15 protein-coding genes are annotated in these 17,516 nt (G+C 73.5%); 7 read left to right on the forward strand and 8 right to left on the reverse strand.

Annotated features, from left to right (window positions below; all coding sequences use genetic code 11):
* Window positions 1–31: 31 nt before the first annotated feature.
* On the reverse strand, window positions 32–1,285 hold the full coding sequence (locus MUU72_RS06935) for a cytochrome P450 (RefSeq protein ID WP_248012233.1): 1,254 nt from the start codon (window positions 1,283–1,285) through the stop codon (window positions 32–34).
* A gap of 163 nt (window positions 1,286–1,448) precedes the next feature.
* Here MUU72_RS06935 and MUU72_RS06940 point away from each other — a divergent pair, with 163 nt between their 5' ends.
* Entirely contained in the window at window positions 1,449–2,078 is a 630-nt protein-coding gene (locus MUU72_RS06940) for a TetR/AcrR family transcriptional regulator (RefSeq protein WP_248012234.1), read from the forward strand.
* A gap of 7 nt (window positions 2,079–2,085) precedes the next feature.
* Here the strand turns inward: MUU72_RS06940 and MUU72_RS06945 are convergent, their stop codons facing one another.
* Genes MUU72_RS06945 through MUU72_RS06955 form a run of 3 tightly spaced genes read right to left on the reverse strand, consistent with a single transcriptional unit; the run spans window position 2,086 to window position 7,066 of the window.
* The gene (locus MUU72_RS06945; RefSeq protein WP_248012235.1) at window positions 2,086–3,543 is read right to left on the reverse strand and encodes an MFS transporter; all 1,458 of its coding nucleotides are present in this window, start codon (window positions 3,541–3,543) and stop codon (window positions 2,086–2,088) included.
* A gap of 11 nt (window positions 3,544–3,554) precedes the next feature.
* Window positions 3,555–4,247: an SGNH/GDSL hydrolase family protein gene (locus tag MUU72_RS06950; RefSeq protein ID WP_248012236.1), complete on the reverse strand. Its 693-nt coding sequence runs from the start codon at window positions 4,245–4,247 to the stop codon at window positions 3,555–3,557.
* Between the two features lie 56 nt (window positions 4,248–4,303).
* On the reverse strand, window positions 4,304–7,066 hold the full coding sequence (locus MUU72_RS06955) for a SpoIIE family protein phosphatase/ATP-binding protein (RefSeq protein ID WP_248012237.1): 2,763 nt from the start codon (window positions 7,064–7,066) through the stop codon (window positions 4,304–4,306).
* 225 nt (window positions 7,067–7,291) lie between these two features.
* Between MUU72_RS06955 and MUU72_RS06960 the strand changes: the two genes are divergently transcribed.
* Window positions 7,292–7,603, forward strand: coding sequence for an ArsR/SmtB family transcription factor (locus MUU72_RS06960; protein WP_248012238.1), 312 nt, complete (start codon window positions 7,292–7,294; stop codon window positions 7,601–7,603).
* 57 nt (window positions 7,604–7,660) lie between these two features.
* Here the strand turns inward: MUU72_RS06960 and MUU72_RS06965 are convergent, their stop codons facing one another.
* Window positions 7,661–8,446 carry a DUF1963 domain-containing protein gene (locus tag MUU72_RS06965; RefSeq protein ID WP_248012239.1) on the reverse strand — a complete coding sequence of 262 codons (786 nt, stop codon included), beginning with the start codon at window positions 8,444–8,446 and terminating at the stop codon, window positions 7,661–7,663.
* 437 nt (window positions 8,447–8,883) lie between these two features.
* Between MUU72_RS06965 and MUU72_RS06970 the strand changes: the two genes are divergently transcribed.
* Together MUU72_RS06970 and MUU72_RS06975 are read left to right on the forward strand one after the other, a co-directional pair.
* Window positions 8,884–10,626, forward strand: coding sequence for a sensor histidine kinase (locus MUU72_RS06970; RefSeq protein ID WP_248012240.1), 1,743 nt, complete (start codon window positions 8,884–8,886; stop codon window positions 10,624–10,626).
* Window positions 10,627–11,030: 404 nt separating this feature from the next.
* Window positions 11,031–11,456, forward strand: coding sequence for a pyridoxamine 5'-phosphate oxidase family protein (locus MUU72_RS06975; RefSeq protein WP_248012241.1), 426 nt, complete (start codon window positions 11,031–11,033; stop codon window positions 11,454–11,456).
* A 391-nt stretch (window positions 11,457–11,847) separates the two neighbouring features.
* On the opposite strand, the gene MUU72_RS06985 is transcribed toward MUU72_RS06975, so the two are convergent.
* Window positions 11,848–12,477, reverse strand: a complete 630-nt coding sequence (locus MUU72_RS06985; protein WP_248012242.1) for an RDD family protein — start codon at window positions 12,475–12,477, stop codon at window positions 11,848–11,850.
* A gap of 706 nt (window positions 12,478–13,183) precedes the next feature.
* A complete protein-coding gene (locus MUU72_RS06990; protein ID WP_248012243.1) occupies window positions 13,184–13,945 on the reverse strand; it encodes a GbsR/MarR family transcriptional regulator in 762 nt (253 codons plus the stop codon).
* 268 nt (window positions 13,946–14,213) lie between these two features.
* Between MUU72_RS06990 and MUU72_RS06995 the strand changes: the two genes are divergently transcribed.
* From MUU72_RS06995 to MUU72_RS07005, 3 genes are all read left to right on the forward strand, one after another.
* Window positions 14,214–14,876 (forward strand): DUF4097 family beta strand repeat-containing protein, encoded by a 663-nt coding sequence (locus MUU72_RS06995; RefSeq protein ID WP_248012244.1) that lies wholly within the window; start codon window positions 14,214–14,216, stop codon window positions 14,874–14,876.
* A gap of 167 nt (window positions 14,877–15,043) precedes the next feature.
* Window positions 15,044–16,294 carry a serine hydrolase domain-containing protein gene (locus MUU72_RS07000; protein WP_248012245.1) on the forward strand — a complete coding sequence of 417 codons (1,251 nt, stop codon included), beginning with the start codon at window positions 15,044–15,046 and terminating at the stop codon, window positions 16,292–16,294.
* A gap of 228 nt (window positions 16,295–16,522) precedes the next feature.
* Window positions 16,523–16,741, forward strand: a complete 219-nt coding sequence (locus MUU72_RS07005; RefSeq protein WP_248012246.1) for a hypothetical protein — start codon at window positions 16,523–16,525, stop codon at window positions 16,739–16,741.
* 149 nt (window positions 16,742–16,890) lie between these two features.
* Here MUU72_RS07005 and MUU72_RS07010 read toward each other — a convergent pair whose 3' ends face one another.
* Window positions 16,891–17,394 (reverse strand): GbsR/MarR family transcriptional regulator, encoded by a 504-nt coding sequence (locus tag MUU72_RS07010; protein WP_248012247.1) that lies wholly within the window; start codon window positions 17,392–17,394, stop codon window positions 16,891–16,893.
* Window positions 17,395–17,516: the final 122 nt, after the last annotated feature.

Raw genomic sequence — 17,516 nt, forward strand, 5'->3', positions numbered from 1 at the left:
TCCGCTCCGCCGGCGCGTCCGGCTCGTCGGATCAGGGCCCGCAGGAGCGGGGGCCGCGGTGGACGGGGACGTGGCGGGGGCCGCGGACCAGCAGCCCCGGGCGGTAGGGCAGGGTGCCGGCGGGCGCGCTCAGGACCGCGTCGGGCAGCGCCGCGAAGAGGCGGGGCAGGGCGATCGCGGCCTCCAGGCGGGCCAGCCGGGCGCCGAGGCAGACGTGCGGACCGTGCCCGAACGCCAGGTGCGGGGCGGGCCTGGCGCCGTCCGCCAGGTAGCGGGCGGGCCGGAAGGCGTCCGGGTCGGGGAAGCGGTCCGGGTCGCGGTTGGCGGCGGCCAGGACGACCAGGACCGATGCCTGGCCCGGTATGGTCACGCCGGCGCCCAGGTCCACCGGCTCGGTGGTGCGCCGCCAGGTCGCCCCCTCCAGCGGACTGGCGTGCCGCAGGGTCTCCTCGGCGACGGCGGCCCAGTACGGCGGGCCGCCCGCGCGGGCGGCGGCGCGTTCCCGGGGGTGGGTGAGCAGCAGCAGCGCCGCGGAGGCGAGCAGGTTCATCGTGGTCTCGTAGCCGGCGAAGAGCAGCAGGAACGCCATGGCGAGCAGTTCCCCCTCGTCCAGCCCGGGGTCGCCGGACCGCGCCACCAGCGCGCTCAGCACGTCCCCGGCCGGAGCCCGCCGCTTGGCGGCGATCAGCTCGGTGAAGTACCCGTACAGGCAGGCCCAGGCGTCGTCGAGCGCGCCGGGCGGCAGCGCGTCGGCGGGTGAGCCCACCCGGTAGGTCCACGTGCGCAGGTCCGTGCGGTCGCGCTCCGGGACGCCGAGCAGGTCCGCGATGACCAGGACCGGCAGCGGGAAGGCGAACGCGTCCACCACGTCGACCGGCCCGCCGCCGGCCAGGCGGTCCGCGACCTCGGCCGCCAGGCCGTCGGCCAACTGCGCGATCCGCGGGCGCAGGGCCTGCACGCGCGGCGGCGTGAACGACCCGGCGACCAGGTCGCGCAGCCGCCGGTGGTCGGGCGCATCGCGGTTGAGCATGTGCCGGGCCAGCACGGCCCGGGCGCGCCGGGCCGGTGAGTCGGGGCGGGGCCGGCCGGCGGCGGGCGGCGGCACGTTCGAGAAGCGCGGGTCGGCCAGCACGGTGCGCGCGGTGTCGTAACCGGTGACCAGCCATGCCTGGGTTCCGTTGGGCAACGTCACCCGGGTCGCGGGGCCTTGGGTGCGGAGCCGCGCGTAGGAGGGGTAGGGGTCACGGGCGAACACCGGGTCCGAGGGGTCCAGGACAGGGAGCATGCGGCTCATCCTCTCCGGACCGCCCGCTTCCGGGCCGGTGGTCCGGGGCCAAGGCGAGCGGGCTGTGGTTATGGGGATCCGACAACGGGCGGTGCGCGAGGCCGGCCCGGTCCGCCGTTCCGTGCCCTGACCGGGCCGGACCGTCTGGGGTACGATCGACCGTATGGGTAGTGCCAGGGCAGAGGTCGCGGAGGTCACCGACAAACGCCTCCTGCGCGGCGCCCGCACCCGGAAGACCGTGCTGGAGCGGGCGGTGGACATCGCCTCCCTCGACGGCCTCGAAGGCGTCAGTTTCGGCCGGCTGGCCACGGACACCGGGCTCAGCAAGGCGGGCATCCAGACGCTGTTCAAGACCAAGGAAGCGCTGCAACTGGCGGCCGTCGACTTCGCCCGCGAGATGTTCGTCGACCACGTCATCCGGCCGGCCCGGTCCGCGCCGCGCGGCGCCGCACGGCTGCGTGCGCTGCTCGACGCGTGGGTCGACTACGCCACCGCCCCGCTGTTCGAGGGCGGGTGCTTCCGGGCCGCGAACCTCGCGGAGTTCGACGGCCGGAGCGGGCCCGTCCACGACGCGCTCTTCCGCGACCAGCGGGAGTGGCTGGACGTCCTCGCCGGCGAACTGCGGCACGCCGTCGACCTCGGCGAGATCGCCCCGCTCGACGTCGACCTCGCCGTGTTCCAGATCGACGCGGTGCTGTGCGCCGCCAACACGGCCCTGCGGCTCGGGGACGACAGCGCGGTGGACAAGGTCCGCCGCACCGTCGAGGGCCTGCTGGCCGCCCCGCCGCAGTGACGATCCGTCAGCTCGGCTGCGCCGCCGGCTGTTTGGGCAGCAGGAAGACCACGATGCCCGCGATGACGGCGATGACGAACGTCCCGAAGGACGCGACGGCGAAGGCATGACCGGCGGCGGCGACCCGGCCGGTTTCCGCGGGGCGGAACGCACTGAAGAAGACCGCTCCGATCACGGCGACACCCAGCGCTCCCCCGCACTGCTGGGCCGTGGAGAGCACCCCTGACGCCACACCGGCCGACTCCGGTGTGACGCGGCTCAGCACGGTGTTGAGCGCCGGGGTGATGACCAGTCCGCCACCGACGCTCTGGAGGACGAGGGTGGGGATCACCAGCAGCGGGGTCAGGCGCGGGCCGGAGACCAGCAGGAGCCCGGTCGCCAGATAGCCGCTCGCCAGGATGACCGCCCCGATTTCGAGGACCCGTCGTCCGTACTTCGGGATGGTCCGGCTCGCCACCATGCTGAAGACGAAGAACGCGGTGGCGGCCGGCGCGTAGGTCAGGCCCGCGCCGAGCGCCGACATGTGGAGTCCTTGCTGAAGCGTGACCGACAGGGCCAGGTAGTAGGAGTAGATCAGCGCGTAGAGGGCGAGGACGAGGACGATGCCGAGCGAGAACGAGCGCTGCCCGAAGAGCGTCAGCGGTACCAGCGGATCCCCGCCCCGCCGTTCCCGCCCCCGCTCGATCGCGGTGAACAGGCCGAAGGCGACCGCGCTGCCCGCGAAGCACAGCCACACCCACCCCGGCCAGCCGGCCTGCTGCCCCTGGATCAGCGGGAGCACCAGGAGGAAGAGGGCCGCGCTGAGCACCAGGACGCCGGGCAGGTCCAGCTTGCGGGTGGCGGCCGCGCCCGTCCTCGGCACGTGGCGCAGGGCGAGCAGGAACATGGCGAGGCCGATCGGCACGTTCACCCAGAACACCAGGCGCCAGCCGGAGCCGAAGAGATCGGCACCGATCAGCAGTCCGCCGATGACCTGCCCGCCGATGGTGGCCATGCCCATCACGAGGCCGACCACGCCGTAGACGCTGTGCCGTCTCGCCGCCGGCACCAGCACGGTGACGTAGGCGAACACCTGGGGGACCATCAGGGCGGCGCCGAAGCCCTGGAGGACCCGCGCGGCGATGAGGCTGCCCGCGCTCGGGGAGAGGGCGCAGGCGATGGAGGACAGGGTGAACAGGGCCACCCCGAGGAGGAAGATCCGCTTGCGGCCGTACAGGTCGGCCAGGCGGGTGGCGGTGATGATGAAGACCGCGTAACTCAACTGGTAGCCCGCCAGCACCCATTGGATGTCGCTGTCGGAGGCGTGCAGGTCCGCCACGATCGAGGGGTCGGCGACCACCACGATGAACGAGTCGAGGACCGCTATGAACAGGGCCGCCAGGACGACCGCCATGGTCATCCAGGGGATGGCATCGGCCTTCGCGGCCGCTACCGGCCGGCCGGCTGTCTGCTGACTACGTGCCACGATGAAAGACCTCATTCGCGTTCGGGTTGCGCCGGGGTGGCGGGTCCCGGGGAACCGGCCAGTTTTCTGAGCACCTCGGCCGCCAGCACGGCCTGGCCGGAGGTCGAGAAGTGGATGCGGTCCGCGCTGAGCAGGTTGCCGCGGGCGTTGACCGGGTGGTCCCACATGTCCACCACGAGGGCGCCGTATTCCGCGGCCAGTCCGCGCACGATGCCGTTGACCGCGGCGATCCGCTCCGGCCAGTCGGGGAAGGCCGGGACGACGTACGCCTTGCCGAGCGTGAACGTGGTCAGCAACGCACCGGTGGCGTGGGCCAGTTCGTACATCCGCCGCAGCGTGCGCGCGATCTCGCCGAAGTCCGGGCTGCGCCGCACGATGTCATTGGCCCCGCACGGCAGGTGCAGCAGGTCGGGGGCGAAATCCCGCATGCGGGCCGCCTGGTGGGCGAGCGTCCGGGCGGTGGTCGCGCCCCGCTCGGAGACGTTGAGGTACGCCGCGTCCGGCCGGACGGACCGCAGGGCGTCGGCGACCCGGTCCGGCCAGCCCTGGTCCCGGTAGCCCGGGGTGGGATCGCCGGTACCCGCCGAAAGGCTGTCGCCGATCACGGCGTACCTGCGCCACGGGGCCCCGGCCAGCAGGGCCGCGGCTTCCGCCCGGTCCAGGCAGAACGGGTCGGTCGCCTCGGTGAGGACGAGTTGCTCCATGCCGGATAGAATACGGTCGGGCGTATGTATTTCTCAAGCGGCAGCTGCCGCGCACCTCACCGGCCGAGCTCGTCCGCCTGGTCCAGGAGGGTGTCGGCCAGGTCGGAGGGGGGCCGGCCGGTGCCGTCGGAGAGCGCCTGCTCGGCCCAGATGATCTTGCCGCGCGAGGTGTAGCGGGTGCCCCAGCGCTGGGCGAGGTGGGCGACGAGGAACAGGCCGCGGCCCCCTTCGTCGGTGGCGGCGGCCTTGCGCAAGTGGGGCGCGGTACTGCTGGCGTCGGCCACCTCGCAGGTCAGGAGGCGGTCGCAGACCAGGCGCACGGTGATCGGTGGGGCGCCGTAGCGGATGGCGTTGGTGATCAGTTCGCTGAGGAGCAGCTCGGTGGTGAAGACCGTCTCACCGAGGCCCCAGCGGACCAGCTGCTCCGCGCACGCCGCGCGGACGGGGCCGACGGCCGACGGGTCGGGCTCGACGTCCCACTGCGCCACACGGGACGGGTCGAGCCGGCAGGTGGTCGCCACCATCAGGGCGATGTCGTCCGTGGGGCGCGGGGGCACCAGGGCGCCGAGGATCTCGTCGCAGGTCTGCTCGCTTCCGCCGCGGGCACCGCCCAGTACGGTGCACAGCAGATCGAGACCGGTGTTGAGGTCGCGGTCCCGGCTCTCCACCAGCCCGTCGGTGTAGAGGACGAGCCGGCTGCCCGGGGGCAGGTCCACGGTATGGGTTTCGAACACCGACGTGCCCAGTCCGAGCGGGAGGTTGGCCGGTACGGGCAGGAAGTCCGCGGTGCCGTCGGGCCGGACCAGGGCGGGCGGGACGTGGCCGGCGCTCGCGCTGCGGCACCGGCCGGTGGTGGGGTCGTAGACGAGGTAGAGCAGGGTGGCGCCGGTGATCTGGCCCGGCTGGACGCCGCGCGGCGGGTCCTGGTCGATCCGGGTGACGAGTTCGTCGACGTAGCTGAGCAGTTCGTCCGGCGGCAGGTCCAGCGCGGTGAAGTTGTGGACGGCGGTGCGCAGGCGACCCATGGTCGCCGCGGCGTGCACGCCGTGCCCGACCACGTCCCCCACGACCAGGGCCACCCGGGCGCCCGGCAGCGGGATGACGTCGAACCAGTCGCCGCCGACGCCGGGCTGGGCGGGCAGGTAGCGGTGGGCGACCCGGACGGCGTTCTGCTCGGGCAGGTCGCCGGGCAGCAGGCTGCGCTGGAGGGAGACGGCGAGGACGTGTTCGCGGGTGTAGCGGTGGGCGTTGTCCAGGCACACCGCCGCCCGCGCCACCAGTTCCTCGGCGAACGCCAGGTCGTCGGGGTGGAACGGATTGTCCTCGCAGCGCCAGAAGTTGGCCCGGCCCAGCACCGTGCCGCGGGCCCGGATCGGGACGACGATCAGCGAGTCGAAGCCCGCACGAACCGCGCGTTCGGCGTGCCCGGGGCTGGGGGCGCGCCAGTCCTCGGCGGCGGCCAGGTCGGACACCAGGACCGCGCGGTCCTCTTCCAGGCTCCGCCGCTGCGGCGTGTCGGGCACCAGCGGCACCTGCGCACCGACGGCGAACTGCGGGTGTTCGGCGGTGATGCTGCACGCCGCCACGCGGCGCGTCGCCTCCGGCACGGCCGGCGGCGGATCCTCGCCCGCGACGACGAAGTCGAGCAGGTCGACGCTGGCCGCGTCGGCGAAGCCCGGGACGGCGGCCGCGGCCAACTCCTCGGCGGTGCGCACGACGTCGAGCGTGGTGCCGATCTGCGCCCCGGCGTCGAAGAGCAGTTGCAGCCGCTGCGCGGTGGCCTCGGCGCGCCCGGCCACCGCCCGCAGCTCGGTGGTGTCCCGCAGGGTCGCCACGCTGCCGGCGCGCTGTCCGGGGCGCCCGGCGGGGCGGTGGCTGACGGCCAGCAGCCGGTCCCCGGCCCGGTGCACCTCGTCGGTGGCGACCCGCCGGCCGGTCAGCAGGTCGGCGAGGTCGGGCGCCAGGCCCAGCTCGCCGACGGGCCGGCCCTCGGCGTCCTCGGGCAGCGCCAGGAGCCTGCGGGCCTCGTCGTTGGCCAGCACCAGGCGCCGGTCGCCGCCGGTGACGAGGACGCCTTCGCGCACCGCGTGCAGGACCGCGTCGTGGTGCTCGTACATCCGGGTGACCTCCGCCGGGCCCAGCCCGTGGGTCTGCTGGCTCAGGCGCCGGCTCAGCCAGCCGGCGCCCGCCGTGGCCAGGGCGAGCGCCACCGCCGCGCCGGCCGCGATGAGCGGCAGCTCCCGGCCCAGGATCGCCGAGACCGTGGTGAACTCCACCCCCGTCGTCACGATCCCCGCCACCGCGCCGTCGGCGCCCTTGACCGGGACCACCGCGCGCACCGCGGCCTGCGGCGCCCCCTGGAACCGCTCGGTGTACGACTGGCCGGCCAGCGCCCGGCTGAAGTCCCCGGCGGCCCGCGTCCCGATCAGGCGGGGGTCGGTGTCGGTGTAGCGGATGCCGGACGGGCTCAGCACGGCGACGAAGTCGACTCCGGAGGAGCGGCCCACGCGCACCGCGACGGGTTGCAGCGTCGCGGTGGGCTCGGGTGACCGCAACGCCGCGAGCGTCGAGGGGGATTCCGCCAGGGCGACCGCACTCGCCAGTGAGCGGTCCCGGGCGGCCTGGACATCGGCGGAGTGGTTCTGCCACGCCAGCACGGCCGCGCCGACCGCGATCAGCAGCAGCACCATCACCCACTGGAGCACGAACACCTGCCCCGCGACGCTGCGCACCCCCACCACACCGCGCCACCACCGGCTCCCGGGCGGCCGCGGCAGCCGGTGGTCGCGCGCTGGTGACCGGGTCCGTTTGCTGCCCATGCGACACCCTTTACTCGCATTTGCCGGTTCTTACCGCAGAAGACTACTTTTCCCGACCGGCGCATCGGGCGAAGGCTCTCGGGGCGAGCGGGGAGCCACCGGCGCCGCGGGGCGGTTCCCGGCGCGGGTGCGGATGCGGGCGCGAATGCGGATGCGGGTGCGGACATGACTCCCCCGATGACGGCAAGGTACGCACGGACGCGTACCTTGCCGAGGGGTGGAGTGATGGCGGCGGACGAGTTGGTGCACCCCCGGGCCGAGGACCTGGAAGTGGGGCCCATCCTGCTGGCCCTGGCGGACGCGAACCGGCGCCGGGTGGTGGCCGAACTGGCCGAGCGGCCGGACGAGGAGCGGCTGTGCGCCTCCTTCGACCTGCCGGTGAGCAAGTCCAGCCGCACCCGCCATTGGCGCGTCCTGCGCGAGGCGGGCCTGGTCCATCAGCGCGACGCGGGCAACGGGCTCCACATGCGCCTGCGCACGGAGGACCTGGACCGCCGGTTCCCGGGCCTGATCCGGGCCGTCATCGCCGCGGGCTGACCCGGCGGGACCGGCGCCGGGCGCGGCGCCCCCGGGTTCCGCGGGGGCGCCCGGCGGTCAGAACGCGTCGACGTACACGTACACCCGGTCGAAGCGGCGGGCGGCCAGGTCGGTGCGGCGGATGACCCAGTGGAAGAGGCCCGACTCCAGTGCGTCGCAGTCGTCGTCGCCGCGCCAGGTGGCCAGCAGCGTCCACGCGTCGCCGTCCGCGGCGGACAGCGGCACGTCGTCCCCGGCCGCCTCGACCGGGTCCCAGTTGAAGAGGACCGGGTGGCCGCCGAGCTGGAGGCGCCAGCGCGGGCGCCAGCCGACCACGTGCGACCAGGCGGCCGCCAGCTCGGCGGCCCGCTGCGACTCCTCGTCGTCGTCCTCCTCGGGGCACGGCCACGACCACTGGTGGAAGCAGAAGTCCAACCGCGCCCGGCGGTACGGATCCGGGCCCCGGTCCGGATCGGCGGGCCGCTCGGCCGTGGGTGTCCCGGCCGGTACGTACCGCACCGCGTCGGCGGCCACGTACCCATGGCCCGGATCGGGGTCGGCGAAGAACAGCAGCCGGCCGTCGGCGGGCAGCGGCAGGTCCGTCGCCCCGGGCGGCAGCGCCGCGCAGTCGACGGCCGCGACGAACGCCGTCTCCGGTGCGGGTGCGTCCGCCGGCAGCGGCGGGTGCCCGCCGGTCAGCGCCGCCACCGGGCCGGGGCCGTCCTCGGCGAGGTAGAGCGCCGGGCGGGCGGCGCGGAGGTGCGCCGCGACCTCGGCGGCCGGGATGCCCCGGGCGGCCGCCTCGGCGCGGAATCGGGCGTCCCTGGCCGCCGGGGTCTCGTGGGCGGTTTCCGTGTCGGTCATGGGAGGAGCATAGGAGCTGGTGGCCGGTCAAGCCGCGTGCGGGATACGGGAGTTGCCGGCCGCCCCGGGCAGCGGCGGGGCCGGGGTGGCGGCGTGGGCGGCGGCGGGAGCGGGCCGGGGTCCTGCGGGGTCGGGGCGCGGCGCCCGCGGCGTGGAGGGGGGTGTGTGCGTCGGCGGTGCCTGGCCAGGGGCGAACTCCCCTGGTGGGAGGGGCTTTCGGTCCGGACTTCGGGGCCGGGGCCGGGGTACTTCGATGGCGGGGGGAGTGATGCCGGTCACGGCGCCGGCGGGCGCGGCCGGCCGGTTCCCGTGCGGGGAGGGGGCGTTGGGGCGGGGCGCGTGCTCCGCGGCGTCGTCCGGGGCCCGGCGGCCGGCGGCGGGAGAGGGCGCGTCGGGCATGCTGGTGGGGGGCCGTACGAGAGGGAACGGGAGCTGGGGTGGAAGAGCGAACACAGGGGCCCTGCTGCCGGGAGGCGACGTCCGGATCCGTCGCGCAGCTGCGGCTGGACGAGCTGCTGGAGGGGTTGCAGCGGCAGGTGACGCAGGTGCGGGCGGCGCGGGACCGGGTGCACACGCTGCTGGACGCCGTGCTGGCCATCGGCTCCGACCTGGAGCTGGGGGTGGTCCTGCACCGCATCGTGGAGTCCGCGGTGGCCCTGGTCGACGCGGAGTACGGGGCGCTGGGGGTGCTGGGCGAGGAAGGCACGATCACGCAGTTCCTCACGGTCGGCATGGACGAGGCGACCGTGGCCCGGATCGGCCACTACCCGCGCGGCGAGGGCATCCTGGGACTGCTGGTCCGCGAGCCGGAGCCGCTGCGCCTGGCGGACCTGTCGCAGCACCCGGCGTCCACGGGCTTCCCGCCCGGGCACCCGCCGATGACCAGCTTCCTGGGCGCCCCGGTCCGGGTGCGCGACCGGGTGTTCGGCAACCTCTACCTGACCAACAAGAAGGGCGGCGCACCGTTCGACGCGGACGACGAAGCGGTGCTCCAGACCCTGGCCGCGGCGGCCGGTGTGGCGATCGACAACGCCCGGCTGTACGACGACGCGCGGCGCCGGCAGCGGTGGCTGGCGGCCGGCAACGAGCTGACCCGCAGCCTGCTGTCGGGCGAGGAGCCCCCGGCTGTCCTGGAGCGCTTCACCGGCACCGTGCGGGAGATGGCCGGCGCCGACCTGGTCACCCTGGCGGTACCGGTCGGCGACCGCGGTGAGCTGGTCATCGAGGCGGCCGCCGGGACCTGCGCGGCCGAGGTGCGCGGGCTGGCGCTGCCCGCCACCACGCTGGCCGCCAAGGTCTTCGCCTCCGGGGAGACGGTCCTCAGCGAGGCGGTCAGCGCCGATCCGCGCGCCGAGGGCGGCAGCGCCTCGATGGTGGAGCTGGGGCCGGCGTTCCTGGTACCGCTCGGGACGCGCGCGCACGTCCGCGGGGTGCTACAGGTGGCGAACGTACCGGGCGGCCCGCTCTTCCCCGACGCCGTGGTCGACATGGTGATCGGGTTCGGGAACCAGGCGGCGCTGGCCCTGGAGGTCGCCGAACGCCGGCGCGACAGCGAGCAGATGCTCGTGCTGACCGACCGCGACCGCATCGCCCGCGATCTGCACGACCTGGTCATCCAGCGGCTGTTCGCCGGCGCCCTGACCCTCCAGTCGACCCTGGGCCGGGTCGCCGACCGGCCGCAGGTGAGCGAGCGCGTCCAGCGGGTGGTGGACGACCTGGACGACACCATCAAGATCATCCGGTCCACCATCTACGGCCTGCGCGAGCACGACCGGGACCGGCTCGGCGCCGGCCTGCGCTCCCGGTTGGTGACCGCCACCGACCGGGCCGGCCAGGCACTCGGCTTCGCCCCGGCGCTGCGGATGACCGGTCTGCTGGACACCACCGTCCCCGGCGAGCACGCCGACCACCTGCTGGCCGTGCTCGGCGAGGCGCTGTCCAACGCGGCCCGGCACGCGCACGCCACCGCGGTCGACGTCAGCGTCTCGGTCACCGCCTCGGAGCTGCGGCTGCGGGTGGCCGACAACGGCCGCGGGATGGACCCCGCGGTGCGCCGCCGCAGCGGACTGGCCAACCTGCGCCGCCGGGCCGAGGAGTTGGGCGGGGAGTTCCGCCTGACCGCGAACGCGCCCCGCGGCACCGTCGTCGAGTGGGTGGTGCCGCTCCCCCGCACGCAGTGAGCCCGCCGCGGCCCGGAGGACCCGGAAGCGCCGGACCGGTCGGACGGCGGGGCGGGCCGGCGGGCGGCCCGCCTGGCGCGCGGCCTCGACCGCTTCCCCCCTCCTGGGTGCCGAGGCGGGTCCGCGACGGCCTCGGCCGGCACCGCCCCGCTACGGGGGTGCGCGTCGTCCAGGGCGGCGATCCGGTCGGGGGCGCCCCCGGCCGGCGCGGGGAACAGGCCGCCCTCCTCGACCTCGGTGGGCGGACCGAGGAGCCGCATGATCTCCCTGGCCACCTCCGCCGTCGGGCCCGCATCGGCGGGCCTTTGGTCCCCGGTCCGGGCCCGCGCGCCCCTCGTGAACGCCGGGCGAGGAGGGGTCGCCCGGCCCTACGCAGCTCCGGCCGGGTGCGCGAGCATGGCCGGGTGATCCATGACGAGGGTTTCCACGCGCTCGACCGGCAGGAGTGCCTCCGGCTGCTGGCCGGGGTGCCGGTCGGCCGCGTCGTCTACACCCGGCAGGCGCTGCCCGCGGTCCTCCCGGTCAACTTCGGCCTGGACCGGGACTGTTCGGTCCTGATCCGCACCTCGGCCGCCTCCGACCTGGTCCGGGCGGTCGACGGGGTGGTGGTCGCCTTCGAGGCCGACGCGTTCGACACCGCGGCGCACTCGGGCTGGAGCGTGGTCGTCACCGGCCGGGCCGCGGTGGTGACCGATCCCGCGGAGCGCCGGCGCCTGGCCCGGACCGGCCCGCGCCCCTGGATCGCCGCCCGGGACGGGGTCTTCCTCCGCATCGAGGCCGAGTGGGTCACCGGGCGGGAACTGACCGGCACGGGCTCGCCCAGGCGGTAGCGCGCGGCGTCCGGCCGCCGTCGGGGCCGTAGCGAACCGGATCAGCGCCTGCGCGCAGCAGCGGCGCCGCGGCAGGCCGGCCGCCGCCCGCAGGTCCGGCCACTCGCTCGCCCGGTGCAGCATCGACGTGCGCACCCCGTGCGCGGTGGCGGTCAGCAGCTCCCGTTCCAGGGCCTGGCCCGCCCGCAGCCAGTCCGCCACCCGGTCGCGGATCCGTCCACAGCAGGGCCACCTGGGCGTGGCGCTCGAAGCGCTGCGGCGGCACCGGCGGCCTGCGCACCCGGCCGGTGACGTCGTGCACCGGCATCCGGCCCTCACACCGGAGGCCGCAGCCTCCTCCCCACCCCGCGCTCCACGGCCCCGCTCGCCTCCCCAGCCATGCGGCGACGTGTCACTGCCAGCGGCGTTTGACGACCACCGTCTTGGCGGCCCGGTCGTGCAGACACTGCCGGAACGGCTCGTTCCACAGGCACGACAACACGCCGATGAGGCCCAGGACCGGCACCATGCCGATACCGAGATAGGCCAGCCAGCGCCCCAGCGCCTGACCGAAGCCGAGCTTGCGACCGGTTTCGACACGGACGACGCGCAGGCCGCAGATGGCCTTGCCGAGGGTGCCGCCCATCGCCATCGTCAGCGGTTCGAAGAAGAGGCCGACGAGCAACGACCAGGCGAAGAGGCCGAGAACCACCGGCACCCCGCGACTGTCCCCAGGCACGAAGGTCCTGCCCATCCACAGAGTTGTCGGTACCCAGGCACCCGCGATCAGCGCGCCGGTGATCAGGTAGTCGAGGAACCGGGCCAGCAGGCGCATGCCGGGGACCGCGAGCGCCTGCGCCGGCGGCCCCTGCGGCCCGCCCGTCTGCGGCGCCAGGGTCTGCGGCGGCCCGTAGGCCGGCACCGCGGACTGCGCGGGATACGGCTGGGACGGCACGCCCTGCGGTTGACCGTACGGTGCTTGCACCGGCCCGAAGCCGGGACCGGGCTGCTGGGAGGGCGGTGGCGTCTGGAAGGTACTCACAGAAGGCGATCCAATCCGACACCCCCCACCCACGATCGAAATCCGGCCACAGCCCCTTCCTCCCGACCCGCCTGCCCCCTCCACCACCCCACAGAGGGCCCTGACGGACTCCGGCGCCGCCCAAGCAGGCCCGGCAGCAAAGAGGTCCGGCAGCGAGCAGGCCCGGCCGGAACCTCACCTCATCCCCCTGACGGCACTGCCCGTGTGCCTCTGGCGACTGCCCATCGGCTTCGGCTACGCCATGGGCGGGACGCCCATGCCTCCGTCACCGTGGAACGCCCCCTACGCCCTCGCCCTGAGCATCGTCTCCGAACTGCTGGCACTGCTCTGCTTCGGCCTGGTGCGACGCTGGGGCGAGGTGGTGCCTGCCTGGGTACCCGGGCTGCGGGGCAGGCGGATCCCACCCTTCGCGGTGATCGTCCCCGCGGCGCTCGGCGTGCTCGCGTTCCTCGTCCTGCTGGCCGACTGGTTGCGCAGCGCCTTCCACCTCGGCGGCCGGCGCTTTCCGTTCGCCGACGGCTGGGACATCCTGGCCATGACCGTCAGCGGCCTGTTCCTCCTGTGGGGACCCATGCTGCTGGTCCTGACCTACGCGTACTACCAACGCCGCTACTACCAACGCCGCTGTCTAAGCACGCTCCTGACGGGCCGTCATCATCGGGTCTCCGACCGCCCCTTCAGCCCCCCAGCCCCTCACAGCCTTACGTCATCCACGCTCGGCATCCGCGTCCGTCGGGGCCGCCTTGCCCGTTGCCGTGGCTGGGGTGTGGAGGACTTCGCGTCCCTGCTCCGCGGCGCGAATGAGTCCTTCGCTGACGAAGTCCAGGAAACGGGCGGCGTTCTCCAGGCGCACGGCGGCCGGGGTCCCGCGGCCGAGGACTCCGACGCCCTGCCGCGCGGCCTCGATGAACTCGTCGTTGGCCCGGGCGCTACGGATCATCGCTTGGTACCACAGGTCGTCGTCCACGACGTAGCGCTCACGGCGTTGGCGTTCGTCCCGCACGCGGCGGACGAGGTCCTGGCTTTCCAGGAAGGTGATGGCTTTGGAGATGGAGGCCGGACTGACCTGGAGGCGCTGGGCCAGTTCCGAGGCGGTCAGGCTGCCGGAGTCGGTGGTGTAGAGGCAGCCCAGCACCCGGGCCATCATCTTGGGCACGCCGGACGTGATGTAGACGGTGGTCAGGGCCTCTTGGTAGTCGCGCACGGCCTGGGGATCGCGTCCATAGGGCTGCGGGGCCGCCTGGGGCCCCGCGGGCGCGTTCTGCCGGCGACGTTGGGTCCGTTGCCGGGTGGCGCGGTGGGCCAGGTCGGCGCGGTAGGCGGAGGGGCCGCCGTTGCGCATCACCTCACGCGTGACGGTGGAGGTCGGACGGCCCAAACGCCGCGCGATCTCCGCATAGGCCAGGCCCTCGGCCAATCCCGCCGCGATGGCCTGACGCTCGGACTGGGAAAGCCTGCCTCCCGGCACCACAACCCCCTTCGCGCCCCACCACCGCTCGGCAGGGCTTCTCCACGTCCCTCGACGCCCCCACCATAGCGTTCACCAACACCCCGTTGCAACGACAGTCGTCCCGAACATTGCATTAAGCGAGAGCGCGTTGCAATGATTTCAGCCCAACTACCTGCGGAAATAGCCTGCCTCTGCACATCAATCGTTGCCACCTAGCGGAAAGCAACGTAGCTTTTCCAGTGTTCGGAAACACCGAGGCACCCGCCCCGATCGCCAGGAGAACGCCATGCAGACCTTCCACACCCCCGCCCCCCTCTCCGCCGTCGTGAACATCCCCGCCGGCCGCATCCAGATCATCGCCGCCCACCGCTCCGACACCACCGTCGAGATCCTGCCCGCCAACCCCGCCAAGAGCCGCGACATCAAGGCCGCCGAACGGACCACCGCCACCCACACCAACGGCACCCTGCACATCCGGTCCACGGCCACGGACCAGTACTTCGGCCCCACCGGATCCGTCGAGATCACCATCAAACTGCCCGCCGGATCCCACCTCCAGGCCACGACCGCCAGCTGCGAGCTGCGCACCGTCGGCCGTCTGGGCAACGTCACCTTCGACGGCGCCCACCGCCACATCAAGCTCGACGAGACCGCCCGCCTCCACCTCACCGCCATCGACGGCGACATCGAGATCGGCCGCCTCAACGGTCCTGCCCGGATCACCACCGCACGCGGCGACATCCAGATCACCGAAGCCACCACCGGCACCCTCACCCTCCACACCCACAACGGCGACATCACCCTCGGCACCGCCCCCGGCACCTCCGCCACCCTCGACGCCGGCACCCCCCACGGCCGCATCAACAACACCCTCAAGAACAACGGCACCCCCCAACTCACCATCCACGCCACCACCGACAACGGCGACATCACCGCCCGCAGCCTCTGAACGCGCAGCAGCACCGGACTGCCAGTCCCCTGCTCCCGCCCCACGGCTCGCACAAGCCCCCAGGCAGCCGAAGGAGCCCCCAGCCCCTCTGACCGCCGTCCCCCATCCCCCTCCGCCCACCTCCCTCCCTCCTCCCACCACCTGTCCCATCAAAGGAGCACCCACCCATGTCCACCCCCACCACCGCCCTTGCCGACCGGCACCACTGCTTCTCCCCGTCAGGGCTGCGCCGGATCCACGACGTGCTGGCACGGCATGTGGAGAGCGGAAAGATCCCCGGCCTCGTCGCCCTGGTCAGCCGCGGCGGCCAGACACACGTCGAAGCGCTCGGGACGATGCGCCATGACGGTGGCGCGCCGATGCGCCGGGACACGCTCTTCCGGATGGCCTCGACGTCCAAGCCCGTCACCGTGGCGGCGACGATGGTCCTGCTCGACGAGTGCCGGCTGCGCCTGGACGACCTCGTGGAACCGTGGTTGCCGGAACTGGCCGACCGGCGGGTGCTCAAGCGCATCGACAGCCCGCTGGACGACACCGTTCCGGCGCGGCGACCGATCACCGTACGGGACCTGCTGACCTCCACCTTCGGTCTCGGCGTGGACCTGACGTCGCTGGGCACCCCGATCATGGACGCGATCTTCGAGCGCGGTGTCTTCTCGCAGGGAGCGGAAGCCGCGCCCGGGCCGGATGAGTGGATGCGCCGAGTGAGCACACTCCCGCTGATGCACCAGCCCGGAGAGCGCTGGCAGTACCACATCAGCAACGATCTGCTCGGCGTGCTCGTCGCCCGGGTCACAGGCCAGGCGTTCGAGACATTCCTGCGGGAACGCATCTTCGATCCGCTCGGGATGGCCGACACCGGATTCCACGTACCCGCCGACAAGATCCACCGGCTGCCGACCAGCTATGTCCCCGACCCGCAGACCGGGGAGTTCACCGTGTGGGACGAGGCCGCGGGCGGCCAGTACAGCCGGCCCCCGGCGTTCCGGTCAGGCGGCGGCGGTCTGGTCTCCACCGTCGACGACTACCACGCCTACTTCCAGATGCTGCTGAACGGCGGTACGCACCGCGGCGCACGCATCCTGTCCCGGGCCGCCGTCGCGCTGATGACCACCAACTGCCTCACGCCCGAACAGAACGCCGTCCGCAACGCCATGGCCCGCGACAACGTCCACATCTCGTTCGGGCAAGGGCAGCACGGCGGTTGGGGTTTCGGGATGGCGGTACGCACCTACCGCGGCGACTACGCGCCCGTCGGCCAGTTCGGCTGGGACGGCGGCACCGGCACCACCACCTACGCCGACCCGCACCACCAGCTCACCGGAACCCTCCTCACCCAGGTCGGCATGTCCACCCCGGACTCGGCCCGCCTCATCCACGACTTCTGGACCACGGTCTACCAGGCCATCGACGACTGACGCCGAACCCGGCAAGGCACAAGCCACCCGGCACCCGGCACCCGGCACCCGGCACCCGGCACCCGGCACACACAAGGCTACGCACCGCACGGGCCCCGCAACCGGACCGCGAAGTCACGGGCCCCCGACGCCAGGCATTCACCCGTTTGGCGGTATCTCCGGGCGCGCCACCTGCAAGAAGAGGACCGTGGAGGGGTCTGTTGCCTTCCACCATCCGAGGGGTTCTCCATGGTGATCAAGAAGTTGCACGAGGCCGGCCTGCGCAGCGACCACGCCTACACGGCCGCTATCGCCTCGATCGGCCTGGCATTCGTGGCCTGGGCCGGATCCGTGAAGGGTGAATCGGCCGGCGTGGAGCGCGCCGACCGGTGGGGCATTTTCGTCGGCGAGTGGGCACCCACCTTCTTCGGCCTGGGCCTGGCACTGTCCCAGTACGAAAAGGACTGACCGCCGCGCCCACCCAGCACCACCGTTCGGCCGACAACGCACCAAACGGCCAGGCCCCGACTCCCCACCTGGAGCCGGGGCCCACCCACGCCACACCCCGAACCCGAACCCGACCGCCCCTACAACAACCGTGCGACGTGCGAGGGCCGTCACCGCCCGGCCCCCTCCCCCTCCCCCGCTCCTTCCCCCTTCGCCGCGAAGTCCGCCCGCCACCGGTCGACCAGCGGAGGCAACTCACGCAGCATGAACGCGTAGAAGTCGGCCATCTCCGTCAACCGCTGCCCCGCCGGCGTGGCAGGGTCCCCAGCCGCCACAAGCCCCTGCCCGGCGACCTCCCCCATGGTGGCCAGCATCTGGTTCTGCTGCGTCATGAGCCTGGCCCAGGCACCGTCCGGGAAGCGGTAGTGGTCCCGGCGGCTGCCCGGCGCCGGCACCCGCTCCAGCAGACCGCTCGCGGTGAGCTGCTTCACCGCCCCGGAAACCGCGCCGGAGCTGATCTGGAGCTCCTCGCACAGGTCAGCGGCGGTCATCGTGCCCCGCTGGCTGAACAGCAGGGACGTCATCACCCGCGCCGTCGTCTTCTGCATACCGCCCTGCGCCAGGATCAGCGCCAGCCTCTCCGCCACCGCCCGCAGCTGCTCGTCATCGCTCATCCCGCAACCCTAACCAAAACTCTCCCCACTCAGAGTATTTACAGATCTCTGAAAGTTCTGCACGATTAGCTGCGTTGCACGGCACCACGCCACCGCCCACACCCACCAGAAGGGCCCACCCA

The organism is Streptomyces rhizoryzae, from assembly GCF_023155275.1.
Lineage (GTDB): Bacteria > Actinomycetota > Actinomycetes > Streptomycetales > Streptomycetaceae > Streptomyces > Streptomyces rhizoryzae.